Here is a 20,389-nt window from a genome sequence, read left to right on the forward strand (position 1 = left end):
GAAATGCAGAACCCGACGAATCGGATTCTGCAAATTTAAACTTTATTTTCCATGTGCCGCTTCAGAAACATCCTGCCACTCTTCCCAGGTTTTCAAACGTTCGCCATAAGCGTATTTAGTCCATTGGACACCAGCTTTGCCTAAAAGCAATCTTAACGGAGGATTTTCTGCATCTACCAGTTTTAAAACCGCTTCTGCAGTCGCTTCAGGCACGCCATAATCTTCTTCTTTATTTCCTTCCTGAAGTGCTGCTCTCACAGCATCATATTGCTCCAATGGTTTACTTTGTGCTGCAGATGATGCAGCAAAATCTGTAGAATAACCATTTGGTTCTACAAGAGTAACTTTAATTCCGAAACTTGCCACTTCCGCTGCCAGAGATTCTGTCAAACCTTCCACAGCAAATTTAGAAGCACTATAAATCCCTAAAGTAGGCAATGCAATAACGCCCAAAACACTTGAAAGCTGGATGATATGACCCGATTTTTGTTCGCGCATAATAGGAATAACTGCCTGAGTAAGCCAAATCAAACCAAACACATTTGTTTCAAACTGCGAACGGATTTCCTGTTCTTCCAATTCTTCAATGGCTCCAAAATGTCCGTAACCAGCGTTATTGATTAATACATCAATGGCTCCAAAATGGCTCTTTGCTTTTGAAATTGCTTCAAAGGATGCTTTTTTGTCAGTCACATCTAATTCTAGAACCAATAAATTTTTAGGAAATTCAGTTACCAATTCCTTTAATGAATCGGTATTTCTTACCGCTGCCACCACATTGTCGCCGCGTTTTAAAAAAGTTTCTGTCCAAATTTTTCCAAATCCGCGGGATGCCCCTGTTATAAAAATTGTTTTTTTCATTGTATTAATTTTAGTATTTTACTATCAAGGCAAATCTCCGTCAATCCTGCAAAGTAATTATGATACAAAAGTGGGCAATAATGAAACGTTTTAACGAAACATAATTTGGTTACAAAAGAACATAGAATGCATTTGTACCTCTTAATATTATGTTGTCTATTTCTAAATCAACAAAATTTAATTGCTAGCTTAACTTTTAGAGTAGTTGAGTTGCTTTGTTATTCAATTAAAAAATGTTCCTGTTCTTCTCATTTCATTAGGGATATAATATAAAAAAACACTTTTCATTAATTACTGGTGTTAATTTCTGCAATTGCTTTTTAGTTTAATATTGAGCTTTATTCCAGTTCAAATTTCACATCAATATTTCCACTACTCAAAGCGTTCACAAGCCCAGTTGTATTTGTTATCTTTCCTATTTGTGAATAACTATATGATGTATTGAAACTTTCATAGAAAAGTACCAAACAGTTATTTCCATATAGCATCAAATCTCCGACTTGAATAGTACCACCAACTGAAGGATTGGTTGGCAGCGTGTTTGAAAAGTAGAAAAACTTTTCATTTCCGTTTAGTTCACTCATATTAATGGTGAGAGGCAACATCGATTTAAAAGCCGTTGCCGTTGCATTGTCATAAAACGTAGCCGTAAAAACTGAAGATCCTATAGTTATTTTCATAGTTCCATTTGTTGGGTTACCAATGTCATTTAATTGATTTGTAGCATTTGGCTCAGCAGTTTCATTCGTACTGCAACTTGCAATACTTAACGAAAATGATGTAAGAACCATTATTGCACTAATTAAAAATTTCATTTGAATTTGGTTTTAAAATGTTACCGCGTCAATCACAAATCGATATCTTGCTTCGTTATTTACAACTTTTTTCCAAGCATCATTAATTTCATTTGCATTTATAATTTCAATTTGTGGAAGTATATTATTTTGAGCACAATAATCGACTACTTCTTGAGTCTCAGGAATTCCACCAATCAATGACGCATTGAAATTTACTCTATTGAAAATCATTTGAAAATTGTTTAATGATAAATGTCCGTTAATAGGCATACCTACTTGGGTGAAATTCCCATAAGGCTTTACACAATTGGCATATGAAGCCAAGTCATAATCATAAGGAACAGTTGAAAGCATATAATCTAATTTTCCTCTATAAGGATTTAGTTTTTCCATGCTATCTACAACAATTACTTCTTTTGCACCAAAAGATAAAATATCGGCTTTTTTATCGGCAGTTGTAGTAAAAGCATACACCTCAGCACCTTTAGAAACAGCCAATTTAACTGCTATGTGACCTAAACCTCCAATTCCTATTATTCCGACTTTATCACCTTCTTTAAAGTTTTCTCTCATTAAAGGAGAATAAGTAGTAATTCCGGCGCATAATAATGGAGCGGCATATTTTAAATCTAAATTATTTGGAATTTTGATTACAAAATGTTCTTTTACAACTATGTTGTTTGCATATCCGCCTTGAGTTATGTCCGATGGTGAAGTAGTGTCTGGACTACCATAAGTTCCCGTCATACCCGTTTCGCAATGGTGCTCTTCACCTTTTTTGCAATTATCACATTTCCTGCAACTATCAACAATGCAACCAATACCGGCTTTATCCCCAATTTTAAATTTGGTGACATTTTTACCAACTGCCGATACTATTCCTGCAATTTCGTGTCCCGGAACAAGCGGATATTTCTGTGGCCCCCAATGTCCTTCAACGGTATGAATGTCTGAATGGCAAATGCCCGAAAATTTAATATCGATTAAAATATCATCGTCACCAACGGGACGACGTTCAAAATTCCATTGTTCTAAAGGATCCGTTATATTTTTACCAGCATAACCTCTTGATTTAATATTCTTCATAGTTATTGTATTTATTTCGTTTGAAAATAATTGCAGTGGATTTGCTAGTAGCAAAGCTCCACTCGCAAGTGCCGTTTGTTGGATGAATTTTCTTCTTGAGCTGTGTTTGTTTTCCATGAGTGACTTATTTTAAATTATTTTTAAAGAACGTTTCTAATTTATCAAAAGGTATCATGTCAACTTTATCATATAAATCACAATGGGTTGCATTTGGTACAATTACTAACTCTTTTGGTTCGGTTGCTATTTTAAAAACATCTTCAGAATAATAACGCGAATGAGCCTTTTCTCCAGCGATTAGCATAATTGGTCTTGGAGAAAGCAATTCGATATTAGCATGCATAGGGAAGTTGAAAAATGAAATGGGTGTAGTTGCCGTCCAAGCTGAATTTGAATTAATTGATCTTGGATGATAACCTCGTTTTGTTTTGTAATACGAATAAAAATCAGCCAAAACTGGATTTGGATTTTCCGGTAAGGTATCAGGCAATAGCTTTGTTCCTTTAATGATGTTTCCTTTTTGGTCAAATGGTACTTCGTGGTAACCTAAAGCGTTAGTTCCTTTTTCGGTATCAATCCAACGTTGTTGACTTAAGTAATCGACAACTTTATGACGTTGTTCGTTGGTATAACTGTCCTTATAACTTTTGCTGATGCTTCGTGACATATCATACATTGATACGGTTACAACACCTTTAATTCGGGTATCACTTGCTGCTGCTGTAATAGCCATTCCGCTCAAACCACATATGGCTAATGCACCAATTTTGTTTCTGTCAACATAGTTTTGCAATCCAAGATAATCTACTGCAGCACTAAAATCTTCTGTGAAAATATCTGGAGATGCTACGTTACGAACTTCACCGCCACTTTCACCAGTAAAGGACGGATCGAAAGCCAAAGCAACAAATCCTCTTTTTGCCATTTCGTGAGCATATAAGCCCGATGATTGCTCTTTGACTGCGCCAAATGGACCACTCAAAACTAAAGCGGCATACTTTTTAGATTTATTATTGTCTTTGGGTAGGTATAAATCTCCGGAAACTGTAATTCCGAAACGGTTTTTGAAAGTTACTTTTTGACGTGTTACCTTATCACTCAACTCAAAAGTGTAGTGTTCGATTGTATCTTCATTTTTTACTTTTTCGGATTTTTTTTCGTTTTTATTTTGTGTGCAAGATTGCATTAAAAACATTAGAACAGTTACTGCCAGAATTGATATTTTTTTCATTTTATTTCTGTTTTACTTTTTTAATCTATTAAATATTGCTCACCCATTACCGCTTCATTGTAGTTTACAATTTCGGGAACTGAAGTTGATTAAAGTTCCTGTGCTGTAGGGCGGAAGATGACTTCATTAATGTCAACATCCTCTGGCTGGCTGATTGCGAAAGCAACCACACGGGCAAAACTGTCCGGACTTATTCCTACTTCGTCCACATAATCTTTATTGGCCTGCTGAATATCTGCTTCGGAAATATGTTCCAGCAATTCTGTTTTAACAGCTCCTGGACACACGATTGTGGTTCGGATATTATAGGGTTTTATTTCCATTCGCAATCCTTCTGTCAATGCACGAACGGCATATTTTGTAGCCGAATAAACTGCAGAGCCGTAAAATACTTTATGACCAGCCACAGAAGATGTGTTGATGATCTGACCAAACTTCTGTTCTTTCATATAAGGTAATACAGCTGCAATACCATTGAGTACGCCTTTTATATTCACATCAATCATCGTATTCCATTCCTCCACATTAATCCTATCCATTGGCGACAGTGGCATTATACCTGCATTATTCAATATCACATCTACACGTCCAAATTGTTGAACAGCCGTATCAACGAGATTTTTTACTTGTTCCAGATTGGTTACATCGACAGTTACAGCAAGGGCTTTTCCGCCATTGTTACTAATTCCATTTACCAATTTTTCAATTTTATCGGCTCTTCTTGCACCAAGTACCACAGTTGCACCAAGCGTTGCCAAATGTTTTGCTGCCGCTTCTCCCATTCCACTGCTTGCTCCTGTAATGATTATTACTTTGTCTTTGATATTATTTGTCATAATTATTTTTATTTAAGTTATTATATACTTTTATAAACTTTGTCAGTTACCGCTTCTTGCCATTCTACAATCCCTTTTTCAATATTGATGATTAGGGGTGTGATTTGAATTATTTTCATTTTATATTTATTTAATCTCTTTAATAATTTTTGCAGGAATTCCACCCACAACTACATTGTCAGGTACATCTTTTGAAACAACAGCACCTGCAGCTACAATTGAATTTTCTCCTATGGTAACACCCGGTAAAATAATGGCACCAGCTCCAATCCATACATTCCTTTTAATTAGGATTGGTTTTACGAATAATGCTTTTCTTTTCTCAGATTCGATAGGATGCCCTTCAGTTAACAGGCTTACTTTGGGACCAATTAGAACATCATCTTCAATAGTAATCCCACCCAAATCCAGAAAAGTGCAATCGCTATTGATAAAAACATTTTTTCCAATTATAGTACAGGTCCCGATATTAATCTGAAAAGGCAAAGAAATAGTTGTAGTTTCATCTAATTCATTTCCTGAAATTTTCTTCCAAATTGTTCGAAAATCATTATTGTTAATGGCTTGATTTAACTCAATTTGGAGACTTTTTGTTTTTGATGCTTTATCGATTATTACATGATAATCAGGATCTGAAAAAGAAACTAGCTCACCATTTTTTAGCCTTTGAAATATGTCCATTTTATTGAAGTCTAATTTTAAAATGCAAATTTCAATCTATTTCATATGTAAGCACTTACCCAAATTACTTGAATACCAACCATAATTACGGAAACTTCAATATGGGCTAAAATATTGACAAATAGATGCTTAAATTTGTATCAAAATGATCAAACAATGTCAGAAATAGTTAGAATAGATACTGTAAAAGAATACAATCGGTTAGTAGGAATAGAAACGCTTCATCCTTTGATAAGTATTGTTGATTTTCAAAAAGCGGAACCCTTTTGTTATTTTAGAGCACAGATGGGAGTTTATTGTATTTTTTTGAAAGATATTAAATGCGGAAATATAACTTATGGCATTAATGATTATGATTATGAAGAGGGCACACTGATTTTTATCTCACCCGGACAGGTTTATGGTATAGCATCAGAAGAAAAGCAACGAGGCTTTGGAAAAGCTTTAATTTTTCATCCTGATTTAATACACGGAACAGCATTAGGAAAAAACATTAAAGAATATTCTTTTTTCTCCTATGAAGTAAATGAAGCATTGCATTTATCAGCTCGTGAAAGAGTTATTATCAATGACTGTTTAGATAAAATAGAATATGAACTGAATCACGCCATAGATAATCATAGTAAAACTTTAATAGTTTCCTATATTGAGTTATTTTTAAATTATTGTAAACGATTTTATGAACGACAATTTATCACTCGAAGCAATGTCAATAAAGATGTATTAACCCGATTTGAAAAAGTATTAGACGATTATTTTAATTCAGATTTACCAATGACTGCCGGTTTACCAACCGTAAAATACTTTGCTGAAAAATTATATTTGTCTTCCAATTATCTTGGCGATCTTTTAAAAAAAGAAACCGGAAAATCAGCTCAAGAGCATATTCAATTACGATTGATTGAATTGGCAAAGGAGAAAATGTACGAACCTGGTAAATCGATTAGTGAAATAGCTTATGAATTAGGATTTAAATATCCCCAACATTTTACCCGAATGTTTAAAAAAGAGGTTGGAATAACTCCTTTAGAATATCGAAGTTTAAATTAAAGTTTAATGGACGAATGGGAAAAACCAAAGGAAAGGATATTGGGGTGTAAAAGACCATCAACATTTGTCAACGGTTTTTTGGTAGAACGAAAATTTATTAAGGTTTATAAAATAGTATCTGCATTTGTTAGAGTGGAGTTAAAATAATGAAAGGTATATCGTAGGGCTGATTTATCCAAGTGGTCAAAATCTGTTGACCGTCACTTGGAACAGTTGGTACAGGAAGGCACTTTGCAAAAGTTGTCTCAAGGGCTATACTATTATCGCGAGCTGACCATCTTTGGAGAGACACCTCCCGAAGAAGATGTATTGGTGCGTTCTTTTCTAAAAGACAAACGTTTTTTGGTAACTTCCTTAAAATTCGTATAACGCATTGGGAGTAGGAACCACCCAGCTACACAATGGAAAAACGGTTTACAGCCATAAGCGACATGGCGATTTTAATCTTGGTGGTATGATTTTTTCATTTAGGATTAAACCTCATTTTCCAAATAAAGTAACACCGGAATTTTTATTGGTAAACTTGTTAAACAACCTTGACCAGCTGGCTGAAGACCCTAAAGAAATAGTGTCAAAAGTGCATTCCAAAGCAAAAACAATGGATGCCAAAAAATTAAAAAAATCACTTGTGGAATATGGCAGTATCAAAGCAAAAAAAATGTTAGAACCTGTTATCACAGTATAATATGCATGACTACTTACACAACCATAAAAATTTCCGTGATCTGCTCCGTATTCTAGGGGCAGAATTAAATATAGAACCTGGTCTTGTCGAAAAAGACTATTGGATTACGCATGTGCTATATGGGTTAAAACAACAAAGGTTACAATTTGAGCTCAAAGGAGGTACATCTCTATCCAAGGGTTACGGAATCATACACCGTTTTTCTGAAGACATCGACATCCATATCAAGCCACCGGCCGAAATGGAAATCAATGAAAACCCAAACAACAATAAGCCACGAAATATCCAAAAGAGGAAAGACTTTTACGATAGTTTGGCAAACGATATTGAAATAAACGGCATTATACGGTAGTAAGAGACAAAGCTTTTGACGACCAAAGGCAATACCGTAGTGGAGAGATAAGGTTGCATTATGAAAGTAAAACAGATGCCATAGACGGAGTTAAGGAAGGTATATTATTAGAGGTCGGATTTGACACCGTAACACCTAACAACCCCTTAACCATTTCTTCTTGGGCGTATGAAAAAGCAGTTCAACAAGGTGTAGATATAATCGACAATCGGGCTATAGATATTGCCTGTTATAACATTGGCTACACTTTTGTTGAAAAATTACAGACTATTGCAACCAAATTCAGGCAAGAACAGGAAGATAAAGAAGAGCGACAAAATTTAATGCGGCAATACTATGATGTCTACAGCCTTATCACATGATGATGCGGTAAAAGCATTCATAGGAACAGAAGAATATCAAATACACAAAGAAGCTCGCTTTCCTCCCAAAGACTGCAAAATCCCAATGGCTAATAATGACGCTTTTTTACTGAAGAACCCCGAGCTTCGGGAACGATTTATAGAACACTATAAAAAAACATCCAAACTGTATTTCAAAGGTCAACCTGATTTTAATGAACTACTCGCTGAGATCGGTAAATGGGTTGAAAAATTGTAATTTTCTGCATTATTATTTAGCTTCTAACATAGTATTCCAGTTTATAATAATTAGTTCCCGTCTGAAAATAGAATACTGCTTTGAGAATATCTTTGCTCCTAGTCACTCCTTTTTCCTTACCATATTTTGAGTAGGATTACTCGCCAAATCTTAGCTAAATTTACTTTTGTTTTTATTTCAATCAAATAAGAAGAGGCAATGCAGACGGGAGAAAATGAACAGGCGCTCAGAAAGATAATGGATATGACCAGGCTCATCAGCATTATTATTTTAAGCATCCACTTTTATTATTATTGCTATAGGGCTTTCTCTGAGTGGCAACTGGTTACTAAATTTAGTGATGCCATTTTAAGCAATATTTATCACACGGGCTTGTTTTTTAACTTTAATAAATCCAAACTCCTTGCTTTGCTCTTTTTACTGATTTCCCTTTTGGGAGCAAAAGGACGAAAAGAGGAAAAAATGAATTATAAAACAGCTCTTGCCTACTTTTTTATTGGCTTATTAATTTACTTTATTAGCGGTCTTTCGTTTTGGCTATCTTTAGATTTTATTCCAATTGCAGTGGCATATATGGGAATAACTTCTATTGGTTATCTCTTGATGCTCACCGGGGGTACCCTTCTATCCCGTATCATAAAAAAAAGCTTGGATAGCCGGGACATCTTCAACAAAGAAAACGAAACTTTCCCTCAGGAAGAAAGGCTATTGGTAAACGAATATTCTATTAATTTACCAGCCCGTTATCATCTAAAAAACAAAATCAGAAACAGCTGGATCAATATTATCAATCCCTTTCGGGGATTATTGGTATTGGGAACGCCCGGCTCAGGGAAGTCGTATTTCGTTATTCGTCATGTGATTACCCAACACATCCAAAAAGGCTTCAGCATGTTTGTCTATGATTTTAAGTATGATGATCTCTCCAAAATTGTCTACAATACCTTTGAGAAATACAAAAAGAATTATCCTATTGCTCCAAAATGCTATTTTATCAATTTTGACAAGATTATGCACCGTTGCAATCCCCTCGACCCTCAAAGTATGGAAGACATTACCGATGCTTCGGAATCGGCACGAACCATTTTATTAGGACTCAACCGCGAATGGATCAAACGCCAAGGTGATTTTTTTGTGGAATCACCCATTAATTTTTTGTCAGCCATCATATGGTATTTGAGGCGTTATAAAGATGGAGAATTTTGTACCCTGCCTCATGTCATTGAACTCATGCAGATGGATTACGACAGTCTCTTTACGCTGCTTAGGGCCGAAAAGGAAATCGAGGTACTGATCAATCCTTTTGTAAATGCCTATCTCAATGATGTAATGGAACAGCTTGAAGGACAAATCGCTTCCGCTAAAATAGCCATGGCACGGCTCTCCTCCCCTCAATTATATTATGTGCTCTCGGGAAATGACTTTACTTTGGACATTAACAATCCGTCAGCCCCAAAGATCGTCTGCATAGGTAACAACCCACAGAAAATACAAATCTATGGTGCAGTGTTATCGCTTTATGTAAATAGGCTTGTAAAGCTGGTCAACAAAAAAGGAAAAATGAAATCCAGCCTGATCTTTGATGAATTCCCAACTATTTATCTCAACAATATGGACGGCTTAATTGCAACCGCCCGAAGCAATAAAGTGGCAACCTGCCTAGGCATACAGGATTTTAGCCAATTGCGTAAAGACTATGGACGCGAACAGGCCGATGTGATTATGAACATAACTGGCAATATCATTAGCGGGCAGGTAACCGGAGATACTTCCAAACAGCTATCGGAACGCATAGGTAAAATCATGCAGGACCGTGAAAGCCTTTCTATTAATAGCAATGACACCTCCATTAGTCGTTCCAAACAGCTCGAAGCTGCCGTACCCCCTTCCAAAATAGCCACGCTAAGTTCTGGCGAATTTGTAGGGATGGTTGCCGATAACCCCGACTGCAAAATCGAACTCAAAACCTTCCACTCAGAAATCATAAACGATCATCAGGCACTCCAAAAAGAAGAAGAAAAGTATATGGAAATACCCTCTGTGCGCAAACTTGACCATTCAATCATCCAACGGAATTACCTACAGATTAAACAAGATATCCTCGATATTGTTCATTCCGAAATGGAACGCTTACTCGATGATCCAACACAATCGCATTTGGTCATTAAAAAAAAATAATTTGCGGTTTCCCCAACCTAATTATTGGTTGCACTTATTTCTTCAAGTCTTGAATATCTCCCTTCAAACCCAAAATCATATCCCTTAAAGTTTCCAAATCGGTGATTTCTGTTCTTTTGTCATTGCGTCCGATATTACAGGCATACTCCCAAATCTCCAGTATATCGGAAGCCTTTACTTCATAGGCAGGATAAGAACTATTGTCCGATTCCAAAACCAGTGCGTTTTTTTTGTTTTTATTGAGCCGTTTATACACCATCCCCTCACTTTTGGTAATGAAGATATAAGTTTTGCCATCCATAACTTCCCCCAATCGTTCTACATAACGCCCAATAATAATAGAACCGTCTTCATGGGGCGGCATTGAATCCCCCTCAACAGGAAAGCCCCTGTATTTTCCGGGGCCTAAAAAAGGCAAAGAAATCTGTTGCAGGCTTTCAATATATTCCGGATCGGCATAGCCATTCAAATAACCTGCCTTCACTTTTTGGGTCACCACCTCAATATAATTCTCCCCTTCCCTATCGACGGTGATGGGAAGCACCAAGCGGTTGTCTTCTAGTTGTAACAAATCGTCCAGCGGTATTTTCCGCACGTCCACCGATAACAACAAATCAATGCTGATGTGGTGGTAATGGGCTATTTTTTTTAGTATATCATAAGGGGCTTCCGAAGTTCCGTCTTCGTATTTGACGTATCTCCCCCTGGTGATCATCAGGCTTTCAGCCAATTTCTCCTGTGAAATTTTCTTTTTTAGCCTGAGGCTTCTGATGTTGTCCGAAAATAAAGACATAACTATTTTGTTATAATTTGGAACAACAAATATAAATATTTTTGTTACAACCTGTATTAATTTTGTCCTGTATAAAATGAGAGGAAAATGGAAAGAGCAATTGTACATATGGACTTGGATACTTTTTTTGTGTCCTGCGAAAGATTGGAAAATTCCCAATTGGTAGGGATTCCTCTAATTATTGGTGGCGGTGATCGCGGTGTTGTAGCCTCTTGTTCCTATGAAGCCCGTACCTTTGGTGTCCGCTCGGCCATGCCTATTAAAATGGCACTTCGTCTCTGCCCACAGGCCAAGGTTTTGAAAGGCGATATGGAACGCTATTCCCAATTATCGCACACGGTTACCCAAGTGATTGAAGACAAAGCCCCCGTCATGGAAAAAGCCAGCATCGATGAATTCTATCTGGATATTACCGGTATGGATAAATTTTATGGCAGTTACCAATGGACTTCTGAACTCGCACAAACCATCACCCGTGAAACAGGACTCCCGATAAGTTTTGCCTTATCAATCAACAAGACCGTTTCCAAAATTGCAACCGGTGAAGGCAAACCCAAAGGCAACCTCGAAATACCTTCCAATTTGGTACAGCCTTTTCTCAACCCCTTATCAGTAAAAAAAATACCAATGGTCGGGGATGTTACTTTTCAGTTGTTGTCCCGAATCGGTATCCGCACCATAGAAACGCTTTCGCAAATGCCAATGGAAGTCTTACAGCGAATGATTGGCAAAAATGGTATCGAATTATGGAAAAAAGCCAATGGCATTGACAACAATCCCGTTGAACCTTATACTGAAAGAAAATCCATTTCGACAGAGGATACCTTTAGTCAAGATACCATAGATATTCCCAAATTGAAATCGGTTTTAATAGGCATGGTCGAAAAACTGGGGTTTCAGTTGCGCTCAGAGCAATGGCTCACTTCTACCGTAGTGGTTAAGATACGCTATTCCAATTTCGATACCGAAACCAAACAATGCCGAATCCCATACACTTCTGCCGACCACGTCCTTACCAGAACTGTGATGGATCTCTTTGATAAAGTGTACCAGCGCCGGATGCGCCTTCGACTCATCGGTGTCCGCTTTAGTGGATTGGTCAGGGGCAATTATCAAATTAATCTCTTTGAAGATACCGAAGAAATGGTATCGTTATACCAGGCTATGGACAGAATGAAGAGCCGTTATGGTTTTGATGCGGTGATGCGCTGTGCCGGGGCCACCTTCAAACCCAACAACAAAGACGAAATTTTAAAACGCAAATCCTAATACCATGTACCTCAATTGCCACTCTTTCCATTCCCTACGCTACGGTACTATTCCGCTGACGGACTTGGTTGAACAGGCCGTTGCCTGCAAGGTAAAAGCCATGGCACTCACGGATATCAATACCGTTACCGGCATCTATGATTTTACAAAGGTCTGCAATGAGGTCGGGATAAAACCGCTGGTAGGAATTGAGTTTCGGGCTGACAATGTGCTTCGCTATATTGGATTGGCCAAAAATGCCGTGGGTGTTGCCGAAATGAACCGCTTTCTTACCAGACATAATTTTGAAGAGATTCCACTTCCTTTATCCGCTCCGGATTTTGAAAATGTGATTATTATTTATCCATTAGAAAATGTCCCTGCCTGTTTGAAAGACAATGAATACATCGGGATTCGTCCGGAAGAACTCTCAAAACTGTTCCATCAGCAGTGGAAAATATTGGAACATAAGATGCTAGTATTCCAGCCTGTAACCTTTCGTACCAAAAGAGAATTCAACCTACATAAAATCCTTCGGGCGATTGACACCAATATCATATTGTCCAAATTGACTGAAGATGATTACTGCAGGCAGACTGATTTTATGTTGCCCTTAGAGAAACTATTGGCTAAATATGAACAGCATCCGAACATTCTCGCCAATACCCAAAACATAATCGATCAGTGCCATTTTGAGTTTGATTTTAAAACATCCAAAAACAAAAAGTTTTATACCAATAACCACAAAAGCGACATGGCTTTACTGACCAGCCTGGCTTATCAGGGACTCCATTGGCGCTACGGTTCCAATAACGCACAGGCCAGAGCCCGAGCGGAAAAAGAGCTCAAAGTAATTGATGAACTGGGGTTTGGCGGTTACTTTTTGATCACCTGGGATATCGTTCGTTACAGTAACAGTTGTGGCTTTTTGCATATTGGACGAGGCAGTGGTGCCAACAGTATCATTGCCTACTGTCTGGGCATTACCGATATCTGTCCTATTGAACTGGATTTGTATTTTGAACGCTTTTTAAATGTAAACCGTAAAACCCCCCCGGACTTTGACATTGACTGGTCCTGGAAAGAGCGAGATACGATACTCAAATATATCTTCAATCGTTATGGAGCCGATCATGTGGCTTTCTGCGGAACCAACGTGGAATTCAAATACCGTTCAATATTCCGCGAAGTGGGTAAAGTTTTCGGGCTTCCCAAAGACGAACTGGACGTATTGGCTAAAAATCCGATGGCTACCCATGACACTAACTCTGTTGTCAAACTGGTTCAGGAATATGGCATGCTATTGGAGAAGTATCCCAATCAGCGCAGCATGCATTCCTGCGGCATCTTGATTTCAGAAGAACCGATTACCAATTACTCTGTTTTGGAAATGCCTCCCAAAGGATTTCCTATTGCGCTTTTTGACATGCATATTGCCGAAGACATCGGTTTTGATAAATTTGATATTTTGAGCCAGCGCGGCATTGGTCATATAGACGATAGCGTAAAACTTATCGAGAAAAACCGGGGTATTAAAGTTGATATTCGAAACACTGCCCTATCCAAAGACGAAGCTACGGCCAATATCTTTTTGGCGCGGGGCAAAACCATCGGCTGTTTTTATATCGAAAGTCCGGCCATGCGCGGATTATTGCGACGTCTTAATTGTGACAATTACAAAACGCTTGTTGCAGCTTCCTCTATTATCCGTCCCGGAGTGGCACAATCGGGTATGATGAAAGAATATGTATTTCGTCACAACCATCCTGACCAATTCGAATATTTTCACGAGGTCTTCAAGGAGCAACTCGGGGAAACTTATGGTATTATGGTCTATCAGGAAGACGTTATTAAAATTGCGTTGCATTACGGAGGACTTCCTGCTGCAGATGGTGATATCCTGCGCCGGGCCATGAGCGGAAAAGGACGTTCTAAAGCCGCGTTGCAAAAAGTGAAAGAAGACTTTTTTATTTCCTGTGCCAAAAAAGGGCATCCACAAAAACTCAGTGAAGAAATCTACCGCCAAATCGAATCTTTTGCAGGCTATTCTTTTTGCAAAGCCCATTCGGCTTCCTATGCGGTCGAAAGTTATCAAAGCCTTTACCTCAAAGTACACTACCCTGTTGAGTTCATGGTCGCCGTAATCAATAATCAAGGAGGCTTTTACCGTACCGAAGTATATGTGCATGAGGCAAAAATGTCCGGGGCAAGCATACACACCCCTTGTGTCAATAAGAGCCAATACGAAACGACCCTATATGGAATAGACGTATATTTGGGACTGATGCACCTGGAAAGATTGGAAATCCAAATGGCCCATTTAATAATTAATGAACGGGAAAAAAACGGGGCTTATAAATCGCTTGAAGATTTCATCAACCGTATTCCCATCGGTATTGAAGGAATCCAGATATTGATATTTATAGGGGCTTTTCGTTTCACAGGCAAATCAAAAAATCAATTGCTGGTCATGGCTCGTTTGCTGTTGGTAAACTTCAAACCCGAAAACAGAAACCTGATGCTACTGCAGGAACCGGTCAAGGATTATAAGCTTCCCGAATTGGATCGCTCTGTATTTGAAGATGCTTTCGATGAAATTGAGCTATTGAGTTTTCCGGTTTCTTTCTCTCCCTTCGATTTGCTTCAAACCAAATACAGAGGCACTGTAATGACAAAAGACTTGGCAAGCCATCATAAAAAAACGGTAAAAATGCTCGCTTATCTTATTTCCAGAAAGCATGTACCAACCAACAGGGGGACCATGTATTTTGGAACCTGGATTGATTATGAGGGAGAATATTTCGATACCGCTCATTTCGCTGACAGTCTGGAAAAATATCCTTTTCAGGGAGGTGGTTGCTATTTGTTATTAGGGACTGTTGAAGTAGATTATCATTTTCCAACGGTTACCATTAGTAAAATGGCAAAGATGCCTTTCATTCCCGATCCGAGATATTCTAATGCTACAGACAGGCAGTATAAAGTACATGAACAGATTCGGGAAGACATCAGCATGACGCATCGGGCTCCCTATCCGCAGGAACATGAAATTGGCTTGCCTAGGCATAAAATGGGACAGTAAAGCAAGGTCTTTTACATTGCCCAAACAACAAGAATAAGAAAGGGATTTACGTTATATAATAGATGAAAAAGCAGGAATATGCCATAGTCGATATTGAAACCACAGGCGGTAATGCCAGTGGGAGCCGCATCACGGAAATTGCAATTATTATCCATGATGGTACAAACGTTATTGACCGCTGGGAAACCTTGGTCAATCCGCAAAAGGAGATCCCCCTGCCTATTTTTGCCATGACAGGTATCAGTGATGAAATGGTTCGTGATGCACCCATATTTGATGCCATATCGGAGAAAGTATTAGCGATGCTTACCGACCGCATCTTCGTTGCCCATAATGTCAATTTCGATTATTCATTCGTTCGTCATGAGCTGGAAAAAGCCGGTTTTAAGTGGACTGCCAGAAAGCTCTGCACCGTTCGGGCAGCAAGAAAGATAAAACCAGGACTTGGTTCTTACAGTCTGGGAAGGCTTTGCCGTTCCCTGGACATCCCTTTGGTCAACCAACACCGTGCCGGAGGTGATGCCGATGCCACGACTATTCTTTTTTCCAGACTGCTGCAATGGGACGAAGAAGGTGAAATAGGTAAAATGCTAAAAAAAACCGCGCAAGACCAACGCCTGCCGCCCAATCTCCCTCCTGCAGACTTCGAGCAGTTGCCGGAAAAGCCAGGAGTGTATTATTTCTATAATCAGGCTAAAAAAGTCATCTATGTTGGTAAGGCAGTCAACTTGAAAAAACGTGTAGCATCGCATTTTAGCGGGCACAAAATTACGCCACAAAGACAACATTTTTTAAGGGACATCTACGGTATCTCATTTGAAGTTTGCGCTACCGAGCTAATGGCGCTCCTGCTGGAATGCACCGAGATTCAAAAACTATGGCCAATACACAACAAGGCATTGAAGCGCTTCGAGGCTAAATTCGGTCTTTATGAATATGAAGCACGTAATGGCTACAGGTATCTGGTCATCGGCAAGGTGAACAAGTTTCAACGCTGTATAGAAGTTTTTCATACAATGTATGATGGCGTAAACATGTTGCAGCGGTTGGCAGAAAACTTTGGGATTGACTACCGGTTTTGCAAATACTGTACCCTCACAGAAGAAGCTCCTCAACAATTGGATGTTAGGGACTTGCCTCTCCTTGAAAAGCATAATGAAACTATAGAAAATGCTATCGATTTTGTTTTAGCAAACAGGCCGAATTTCTTTATTACCGACAAAGGGAGAACTCCAGAGGAACGAAGCTGCATATGGGTTGAAAATGGTCATTTTTATGGGATGGGCTACATACCGTCTGATATTGGAATTACCGAACCATCTGAAATTAAAAGTTACACCACACCTTACAAAAGCAATAATTATATCATGCAGTTAATCTATAGTTATGCAGCCAAATATCCGAAAAAGGTTTTTCAAATAGATACATTGCTTTAATAACTTTAATAACACTACCAATGCTTAAAAAAAATTACTCTCACGAATTAACCCGCTTCTTAGAGGCGCAAAATCAGCTGTACTTACAAGCCCTTGCAGAAATCAATAAAGGTCATAAGGAAACTCATTGGATGTGGTTTGTGTTTCCCCAGATCAAAGGTTTGGGCTTTAGCGAAACTTCCCTGTTTTACGCAATTGAGGATTTGGCCGAAGCAGAACAATATCTTTCACATCCCGTTTTAGGCAAGCATTTAATCGAAATTTCGACTGCTTTATTACAATTAAAAGACAAAACAGCCTTACAGATTTTTGGGCATCCGGACTATCTAAAACTCCGTTCGTGCATGACGTTGTTTGCGAACATTCCAAACACCAATCCCATTTTTGAGCAGGTGCTTGAAAAATATTTCGATGGTTCTCAAGATGAATATACCCTTCAATTGTTACTAAAAATTAAATTTTCCAATGACACTATTTGACGATACGGAACTATTTATGTCGGGGACTCGTGGCAGGAAAGATTTTGACCTGCCCGATGCGGATGTATTTCTTATTGACAACTTCTTCAATAAAGAGGAATCTGACTATTATTATCAAGCACTCTTAGCTGATACGCATTGGTATGAGTATGAAATGCCTATGTACGACAAAGTGGTCACGGCTCCAAGGATGGTTTCATGGTTTGAAGACAAAAATAATATCGAAGCTGGTTCCAATACTCAAGAACTTACAAAAGATCTGCGCAATATCCGCCAGAGAGTCGAAGCCGAAATCCATGTAAAATTCAATGCTGTACTACTGAGCTTATATAGAAACGGACAAGACAGCGTAGCCTGGCACAGTGACAAAACGGACAAATCCGGCATCAACCCCATCATCGCTTCAGTAACTTTTGGAGGAATTGTTTATTTTGTTTGACGACCCTTAAGTTCAACACAGAGATTCCCCAGTAATGCCGTTCATTCTTCATCATGGTTTGCTCGTAGTTTTTGCGGGCGCATCAATCAGTTTTTGGCAACATCAGGTGCCTAAAACGGCAAGGGAGGTACTCCCTAGAATTAATTTGACTTTCAGACAGGTAAAATAAAAACTATTAGGTAGCGATCTCATTAAAGTGGCAAATCTTTATTCTTCATTCTTACGCTCAAAGATTCTTTGAATACCTCTTTTTTTTTGTCTCTCCGAATCGATTTTTTTTGTCTGTAACAAAAACAACAGCTTTCTCAAGCATTTAAATCTGAATACTGCTTGCTGCTTTTTCCTTTTTTCTTCGCCTGTTCAATATTATAATAGCCCTGCAATACCATAAAAAAACCTTCTTCTCTCTCCTGTGCCTTTTCTATTTTAAAACCAAAGGAATATTCATTCAGCGCTTACCTTTAGTTATAGCGGTCATCGTTTGCAGAAACTCCCCACTTAAATCACAAACTTTCCTTTGCCTAAATAACGTTTCTGCAGCACATGTTTCTGTACAAATCCCAATGGCTTCTATCATTTAAGACATGATTTTCATTCAAAACGGGTTAAAAGGGCAGCTAAAGTAGTGTCCTCCCTCGCCTGCATGCGCATAATGGCTCCGCTCCCGCTCCACCACCCTTCGGGACTTATAGCACTTCGGCTTCCTATTCGGACACTCTACTTGTGCTTTCTTTTTTCCCGTTTTTCTTTTGAAAAAATTCATTTCGGGGACTGGGAAAAAATCAAAACAACAGTAACCTTTAAAATTGTATGTCATGGAAATTACAGGAAGAATTACAAAAGATGCCACCGTTTGTAAAGTAAACGGAGACCGTGAAGTCGTTAATTTCAGTATAGCAATTAACGACAGATATAAACCCAAAGGGGCATCCGAATTTAAAAAAATAGTAACCTATATCGAATGCTCCTATTGGCTCAGTTCCAAAATAGCGCAGTGGCTCAAGAAAGGGGCACTCGTGGAACTCTTCGGGCGCATTGGGTGCAATGCCTATATCGGAAGTGACACACAGGCGCACGGCAGCCTTACCTTTCACACCAGTCATGTTAAAATCCTCTCATTCCCAAAAGGGGTACAGGACAATACGACGATGGATACCCAGTCCGACAAAGACCCTGATGACCTGCCTTTTTAACAGCCCGCAATAAATTGTATAAGCCTAAAGAAAAGAATTATGAAAGCCTTGACCAAATCAATGTTCAGCGACTATGATGTAAGTCGCACATTCAATGCGATAATCCGCAATAATATGGAATCCTATGACGGAACCAAAAAAGAAAAACTCAAATCCTTTTTACTTGACCTGCAACATAGCGGGTGCATTAGCGGAATGATAGAAGAATTTATTTATCACACCGACTGCAAAGCCTTTTACATCGAACATTTTGAGGATTTGGAAAACATCAAAACCGAACTCGAAGAATCACTCGGGGAACCCATTTCCAACCGCTACAAACTCCCACACTATACCTTTATATGTTGGCTCTGCTTGGAAGAATACTGCTATGACATCTACTGTCGCAATTTTGAATAAGACCTTTTAACATTTTAAATCTTTGAGCAATGGACGCTTCCGAAACTTTTAAAAATATAATCGAGAATTTTCTCAAAGAGAAAGCGGTAAATGATACCGCTTTCTCCCCCGCTTTTGCAAAGCCCTCTAAAAATTTAGAACAGTGCATCAAACACATTATAAGCGAAGTCAAAAAAACAGGGCTAAATGCCTTTGCCGATAACGAAATTTTTGACATAGCTGTCCAATATTATATCGATGATACAATCACCTCACCCGCAGAAATCAAATGCGATATAACCGTAAATAAGCCCCCGCAGACGGATTTATTCTCCACCCCGATCGAAACCGCCCAAAAGGTGGTAGACAAAACTCCCGTGAAAGAAACTCCTAAAACCGTGCAAACCGCCTTAACCCTTTTTGATTTATGATACCTAAAACCACCATCGAGAAAGAAATAACACGGCTCAGCGCTTCACTTGCACCAATCCAGGCGCAAGTGCACACCTGGGCGGAAAAAACGGTTTTCCTGAAATGGGGAGTGCTCTCCCGAGGAAAATTTTATTGCCTGGAATGCAACCACTCTTGGAAACCTGACCATGCAAACGAAGCCTGCGCAAAATTTATAAAATGCAAAGCCTGTGCAGGAAAACTTAAAATGCAGGACTGCAATCGGGTGTATTTCAAGGAAATTGAATATTCCGCCACTTTGGACGTATACGCAGGCTATCAGGTGGTGCGCATCATCTGTTCGCACAAACACATGAAAAAGAACTGCCTGCCCTCATACTTTCACAAAGAAGTGATGCAGCACTGGATAAACGTCCAAGGGGAAGTCCGCAGCATGAGTATCAGTACCAATGTATTTTCCCATACCTATGACCAGTGGCAATACTCCCTCCCCTTTTGGAATTCGCCCAAAAAATTTCCAAAACTCCCCCAAATACCGAATCAATCCCTACAGAGTGTTCCCCAATAAGAAAG

General features: G+C 38.7%; 23 protein-coding genes. 16 read left to right on the plus strand and 7 right to left on the minus strand.

Annotated features, from left to right (window positions below; translation table 11 throughout):
• Positions 1-42: 42 nt before the first annotated feature.
• The 6 genes from OZP12_RS13415 to OZP12_RS13440 form a co-directional block, all read right to left on the minus strand.
• On the minus strand, positions 43-861 hold the full coding sequence (locus OZP12_RS13415) for an SDR family NAD(P)-dependent oxidoreductase (RefSeq protein WP_281225532.1): 819 nt from the start codon (positions 859-861) through the stop codon (positions 43-45).
• A 338-nt stretch (positions 862-1,199) separates the two neighbouring features.
• Positions 1,200-1,676 (minus strand): cyclophilin-like fold protein, encoded by a 477-nt coding sequence (locus tag OZP12_RS13420; protein WP_281225533.1) that lies wholly within the window; start codon positions 1,674-1,676, stop codon positions 1,200-1,202.
• A 12-nt stretch (positions 1,677-1,688) separates the two neighbouring features.
• The gene (locus tag OZP12_RS13425; protein WP_281225534.1) at positions 1,689-2,861 is read right to left on the minus strand and encodes an NAD(P)-dependent alcohol dehydrogenase; all 1,173 of its coding nucleotides are present in this window, start codon (positions 2,859-2,861) and stop codon (positions 1,689-1,691) included.
• Positions 2,862-2,868: 7 nt separating this feature from the next.
• Positions 2,869-3,975, minus strand: a complete 1,107-nt coding sequence (locus OZP12_RS13430) for an alpha/beta hydrolase (protein WP_281225535.1) — start codon at positions 3,973-3,975, stop codon at positions 2,869-2,871.
• 89 nt (positions 3,976-4,064) lie between these two features.
• A complete protein-coding gene (locus tag OZP12_RS13435) occupies positions 4,065-4,811 on the minus strand; it encodes an SDR family oxidoreductase (RefSeq protein WP_281225536.1) in 747 nt (248 codons plus the stop codon).
• A gap of 126 nt (positions 4,812-4,937) precedes the next feature.
• On the minus strand, positions 4,938-5,492 hold the full coding sequence (locus OZP12_RS13440; protein ID WP_281225537.1) for a sugar O-acetyltransferase: 555 nt from the start codon (positions 5,490-5,492) through the stop codon (positions 4,938-4,940).
• Positions 5,493-5,648: 156 nt separating this feature from the next.
• On the opposite strand from OZP12_RS13440, the gene OZP12_RS13445 reads away from it, so the two are divergent.
• The 7 genes from OZP12_RS13445 to mobC all read left to right on the plus strand — a co-directional run bounded on the left by OZP12_RS13445 (position 5,649) and on the right by mobC (position 10,357).
• Positions 5,649-6,542, plus strand: a complete 894-nt coding sequence (locus OZP12_RS13445) for a helix-turn-helix domain-containing protein (protein ID WP_281225538.1) — start codon at positions 5,649-5,651, stop codon at positions 6,540-6,542.
• 204 nt (positions 6,543-6,746) lie between these two features.
• The gene (locus OZP12_RS13450; protein WP_281225539.1) at positions 6,747-6,911 is read left to right on the plus strand and encodes a hypothetical protein; all 165 of its coding nucleotides are present in this window, start codon (positions 6,747-6,749) and stop codon (positions 6,909-6,911) included.
• Positions 6,912-6,915: 4 nt separating this feature from the next.
• The gene (locus OZP12_RS13455; protein ID WP_281225540.1) at positions 6,916-7,227 is read left to right on the plus strand and encodes a hypothetical protein; all 312 of its coding nucleotides are present in this window, start codon (positions 6,916-6,918) and stop codon (positions 7,225-7,227) included.
• 1 nt (position 7,228) lies between these two features.
• Entirely contained in the window at positions 7,229-7,579 is a 351-nt protein-coding gene (locus OZP12_RS13460) for a nucleotidyl transferase AbiEii/AbiGii toxin family protein (RefSeq protein WP_281225541.1), read from the plus strand.
• Between the two features lie 53 nt (positions 7,580-7,632).
• Positions 7,633-7,941 (plus strand): nucleotidyl transferase AbiEii/AbiGii toxin family protein, encoded by a 309-nt coding sequence (locus OZP12_RS13465; RefSeq protein ID WP_281225542.1) that lies wholly within the window; start codon positions 7,633-7,635, stop codon positions 7,939-7,941.
• The gene (locus OZP12_RS13470; protein WP_281225543.1) at positions 7,916-8,179 is read left to right on the plus strand and encodes a hypothetical protein; all 264 of its coding nucleotides are present in this window, start codon (positions 7,916-7,918) and stop codon (positions 8,177-8,179) included. Before OZP12_RS13465 ends, OZP12_RS13470 begins: the two co-directional genes overlap by 26 nt.
• Positions 8,180-8,377: 198 nt before the next feature.
• Positions 8,378-10,357, plus strand: coding sequence for a conjugal transfer protein MobC (gene mobC / locus OZP12_RS13475; RefSeq protein WP_281225544.1), 1,980 nt, complete (start codon positions 8,378-8,380; stop codon positions 10,355-10,357).
• 34 nt (positions 10,358-10,391) lie between these two features.
• Here the strand turns inward: mobC and OZP12_RS13480 are convergent, their stop codons facing one another.
• A complete protein-coding gene (locus OZP12_RS13480) occupies positions 10,392-11,150 on the minus strand; it encodes an XRE family transcriptional regulator (RefSeq protein WP_281225545.1) in 759 nt (252 codons plus the stop codon).
• Between the two features lie 87 nt (positions 11,151-11,237).
• Between OZP12_RS13480 and dinB the strand changes: the two genes are divergently transcribed.
• The 9 genes from dinB to OZP12_RS13525 all read left to right on the plus strand — a co-directional run bounded on the left by dinB (position 11,238) and on the right by OZP12_RS13525 (position 20,384).
• The gene (dinB, locus tag OZP12_RS13485) at positions 11,238-12,419 is read left to right on the plus strand and encodes a DNA polymerase IV (RefSeq protein ID WP_281225546.1); all 1,182 of its coding nucleotides are present in this window, start codon (positions 11,238-11,240) and stop codon (positions 12,417-12,419) included.
• A 4-nt stretch (positions 12,420-12,423) separates the two neighbouring features.
• The gene (locus OZP12_RS13490) at positions 12,424-15,480 is read left to right on the plus strand and encodes a DNA polymerase III subunit alpha (RefSeq protein WP_281225547.1); all 3,057 of its coding nucleotides are present in this window, start codon (positions 12,424-12,426) and stop codon (positions 15,478-15,480) included.
• Between the two features lie 62 nt (positions 15,481-15,542).
• A complete protein-coding gene (locus OZP12_RS13495; protein ID WP_281225548.1) occupies positions 15,543-16,916 on the plus strand; it encodes an exonuclease domain-containing protein in 1,374 nt (457 codons plus the stop codon).
• Positions 16,917-16,936: 20 nt separating this feature from the next.
• On the plus strand, positions 16,937-17,395 hold the full coding sequence (locus tag OZP12_RS13500; protein WP_281225549.1) for a DUF1810 domain-containing protein: 459 nt from the start codon (positions 16,937-16,939) through the stop codon (positions 17,393-17,395).
• 16 nt (positions 17,396-17,411) lie between these two features.
• Entirely contained in the window at positions 17,412-17,834 is a 423-nt protein-coding gene (locus OZP12_RS13505; RefSeq protein ID WP_281225550.1) for an alpha-ketoglutarate-dependent dioxygenase AlkB, read from the plus strand.
• A gap of 815 nt (positions 17,835-18,649) precedes the next feature.
• Positions 18,650-19,027 carry a single-stranded DNA-binding protein gene (locus OZP12_RS13510; protein WP_281229075.1) on the plus strand — a complete coding sequence of 126 codons (378 nt, stop codon included), beginning with the start codon at positions 18,650-18,652 and terminating at the stop codon, positions 19,025-19,027.
• Positions 19,028-19,066: 39 nt separating this feature from the next.
• Positions 19,067-19,426, plus strand: coding sequence for a DUF7222 domain-containing protein (locus tag OZP12_RS13515; RefSeq protein ID WP_281225551.1), 360 nt, complete (start codon positions 19,067-19,069; stop codon positions 19,424-19,426).
• 29 nt (positions 19,427-19,455) lie between these two features.
• On the plus strand, positions 19,456-19,836 hold the full coding sequence (locus tag OZP12_RS13520; RefSeq protein ID WP_281225552.1) for a Cas9 inhibitor AcrIIA9 family protein: 381 nt from the start codon (positions 19,456-19,458) through the stop codon (positions 19,834-19,836).
• Positions 19,833-20,384, plus strand: a complete 552-nt coding sequence (locus tag OZP12_RS13525) for a hypothetical protein (RefSeq protein WP_281225553.1) — start codon at positions 19,833-19,835, stop codon at positions 20,382-20,384. Before OZP12_RS13520 ends, OZP12_RS13525 begins: the two co-directional genes overlap by 4 nt.
• The last annotated feature ends 5 nt before the right edge of the window (positions 20,385-20,389 follow it).

The sequence above is a fragment of the Flavobacterium aquiphilum genome (assembly GCF_027111335.1).
GTDB classification, from domain to species: Bacteria; Bacteroidota; Bacteroidia; order Flavobacteriales; family Flavobacteriaceae; genus Flavobacterium; species Flavobacterium aquiphilum.

Coding starts and splice junctions, on each gene's coding strand:
- OZP12_RS13420 (WP_281225533.1), bottom strand. CDS start 1,676: ATGAAATTTTTAATTAGTGCAATAATGGTTCTTACATCATTTTCGTTA.
- mobC (WP_281225544.1), top strand. CDS start 8,378: ATGCAGACGGGAGAAAATGAACAGGCGCTCAGAAAGATAATGGATATG.
- OZP12_RS13495 (WP_281225548.1), top strand. CDS start 15,543: ATGAAAAAGCAGGAATATGCCATAGTCGATATTGAAACCACAGGCGGT.
- OZP12_RS13470 (WP_281225543.1), top strand. CDS start 7,916: ATGATGTCTACAGCCTTATCACATGATGATGCGGTAAAAGCATTCATA.
- OZP12_RS13435 (WP_281225536.1), bottom strand. CDS start 4,811: ATGACAAATAATATCAAAGACAAAGTAATAATCATTACAGGAGCAAGC.
- OZP12_RS13520 (WP_281225552.1), top strand. CDS start 19,456: ATGGACGCTTCCGAAACTTTTAAAAATATAATCGAGAATTTTCTCAAA.
- dinB (WP_281225546.1), top strand. CDS start 11,238: ATGGAAAGAGCAATTGTACATATGGACTTGGATACTTTTTTTGTGTCC.
- OZP12_RS13430 (WP_281225535.1), bottom strand. CDS start 3,975: ATGAAAAAAATATCAATTCTGGCAGTAACTGTTCTAATGTTTTTAATG.
- OZP12_RS13445 (WP_281225538.1), top strand. CDS start 5,649: ATGTCAGAAATAGTTAGAATAGATACTGTAAAAGAATACAATCGGTTA.
- OZP12_RS13440 (WP_281225537.1), bottom strand. CDS start 5,492: ATGGACATATTTCAAAGGCTAAAAAATGGTGAGCTAGTTTCTTTTTCA.
- OZP12_RS13460 (WP_281225541.1), top strand. CDS start 7,229: ATGCATGACTACTTACACAACCATAAAAATTTCCGTGATCTGCTCCGT.
- OZP12_RS13490 (WP_281225547.1), top strand. CDS start 12,424: ATGTACCTCAATTGCCACTCTTTCCATTCCCTACGCTACGGTACTATT.
- OZP12_RS13480 (WP_281225545.1), bottom strand. CDS start 11,150: ATGTCTTTATTTTCGGACAACATCAGAAGCCTCAGGCTAAAAAAGAAA.
- OZP12_RS13415 (WP_281225532.1), bottom strand. CDS start 861: ATGAAAAAAACAATTTTTATAACAGGGGCATCCCGCGGATTTGGAAAA.
- OZP12_RS13510 (WP_281229075.1), top strand. CDS start 18,650: ATGGAAATTACAGGAAGAATTACAAAAGATGCCACCGTTTGTAAAGTA.
- OZP12_RS13525 (WP_281225553.1), top strand. CDS start 19,833: ATGATACCTAAAACCACCATCGAGAAAGAAATAACACGGCTCAGCGCT.
- OZP12_RS13500 (WP_281225549.1), top strand. CDS start 16,937: ATGCTTAAAAAAAATTACTCTCACGAATTAACCCGCTTCTTAGAGGCG.
- OZP12_RS13515 (WP_281225551.1), top strand. CDS start 19,067: ATGAAAGCCTTGACCAAATCAATGTTCAGCGACTATGATGTAAGTCGC.
- OZP12_RS13505 (WP_281225550.1), top strand. CDS start 17,412: ATGTCGGGGACTCGTGGCAGGAAAGATTTTGACCTGCCCGATGCGGAT.
- OZP12_RS13425 (WP_281225534.1), bottom strand. CDS start 2,861: ATGGAAAACAAACACAGCTCAAGAAGAAAATTCATCCAACAAACGGCA.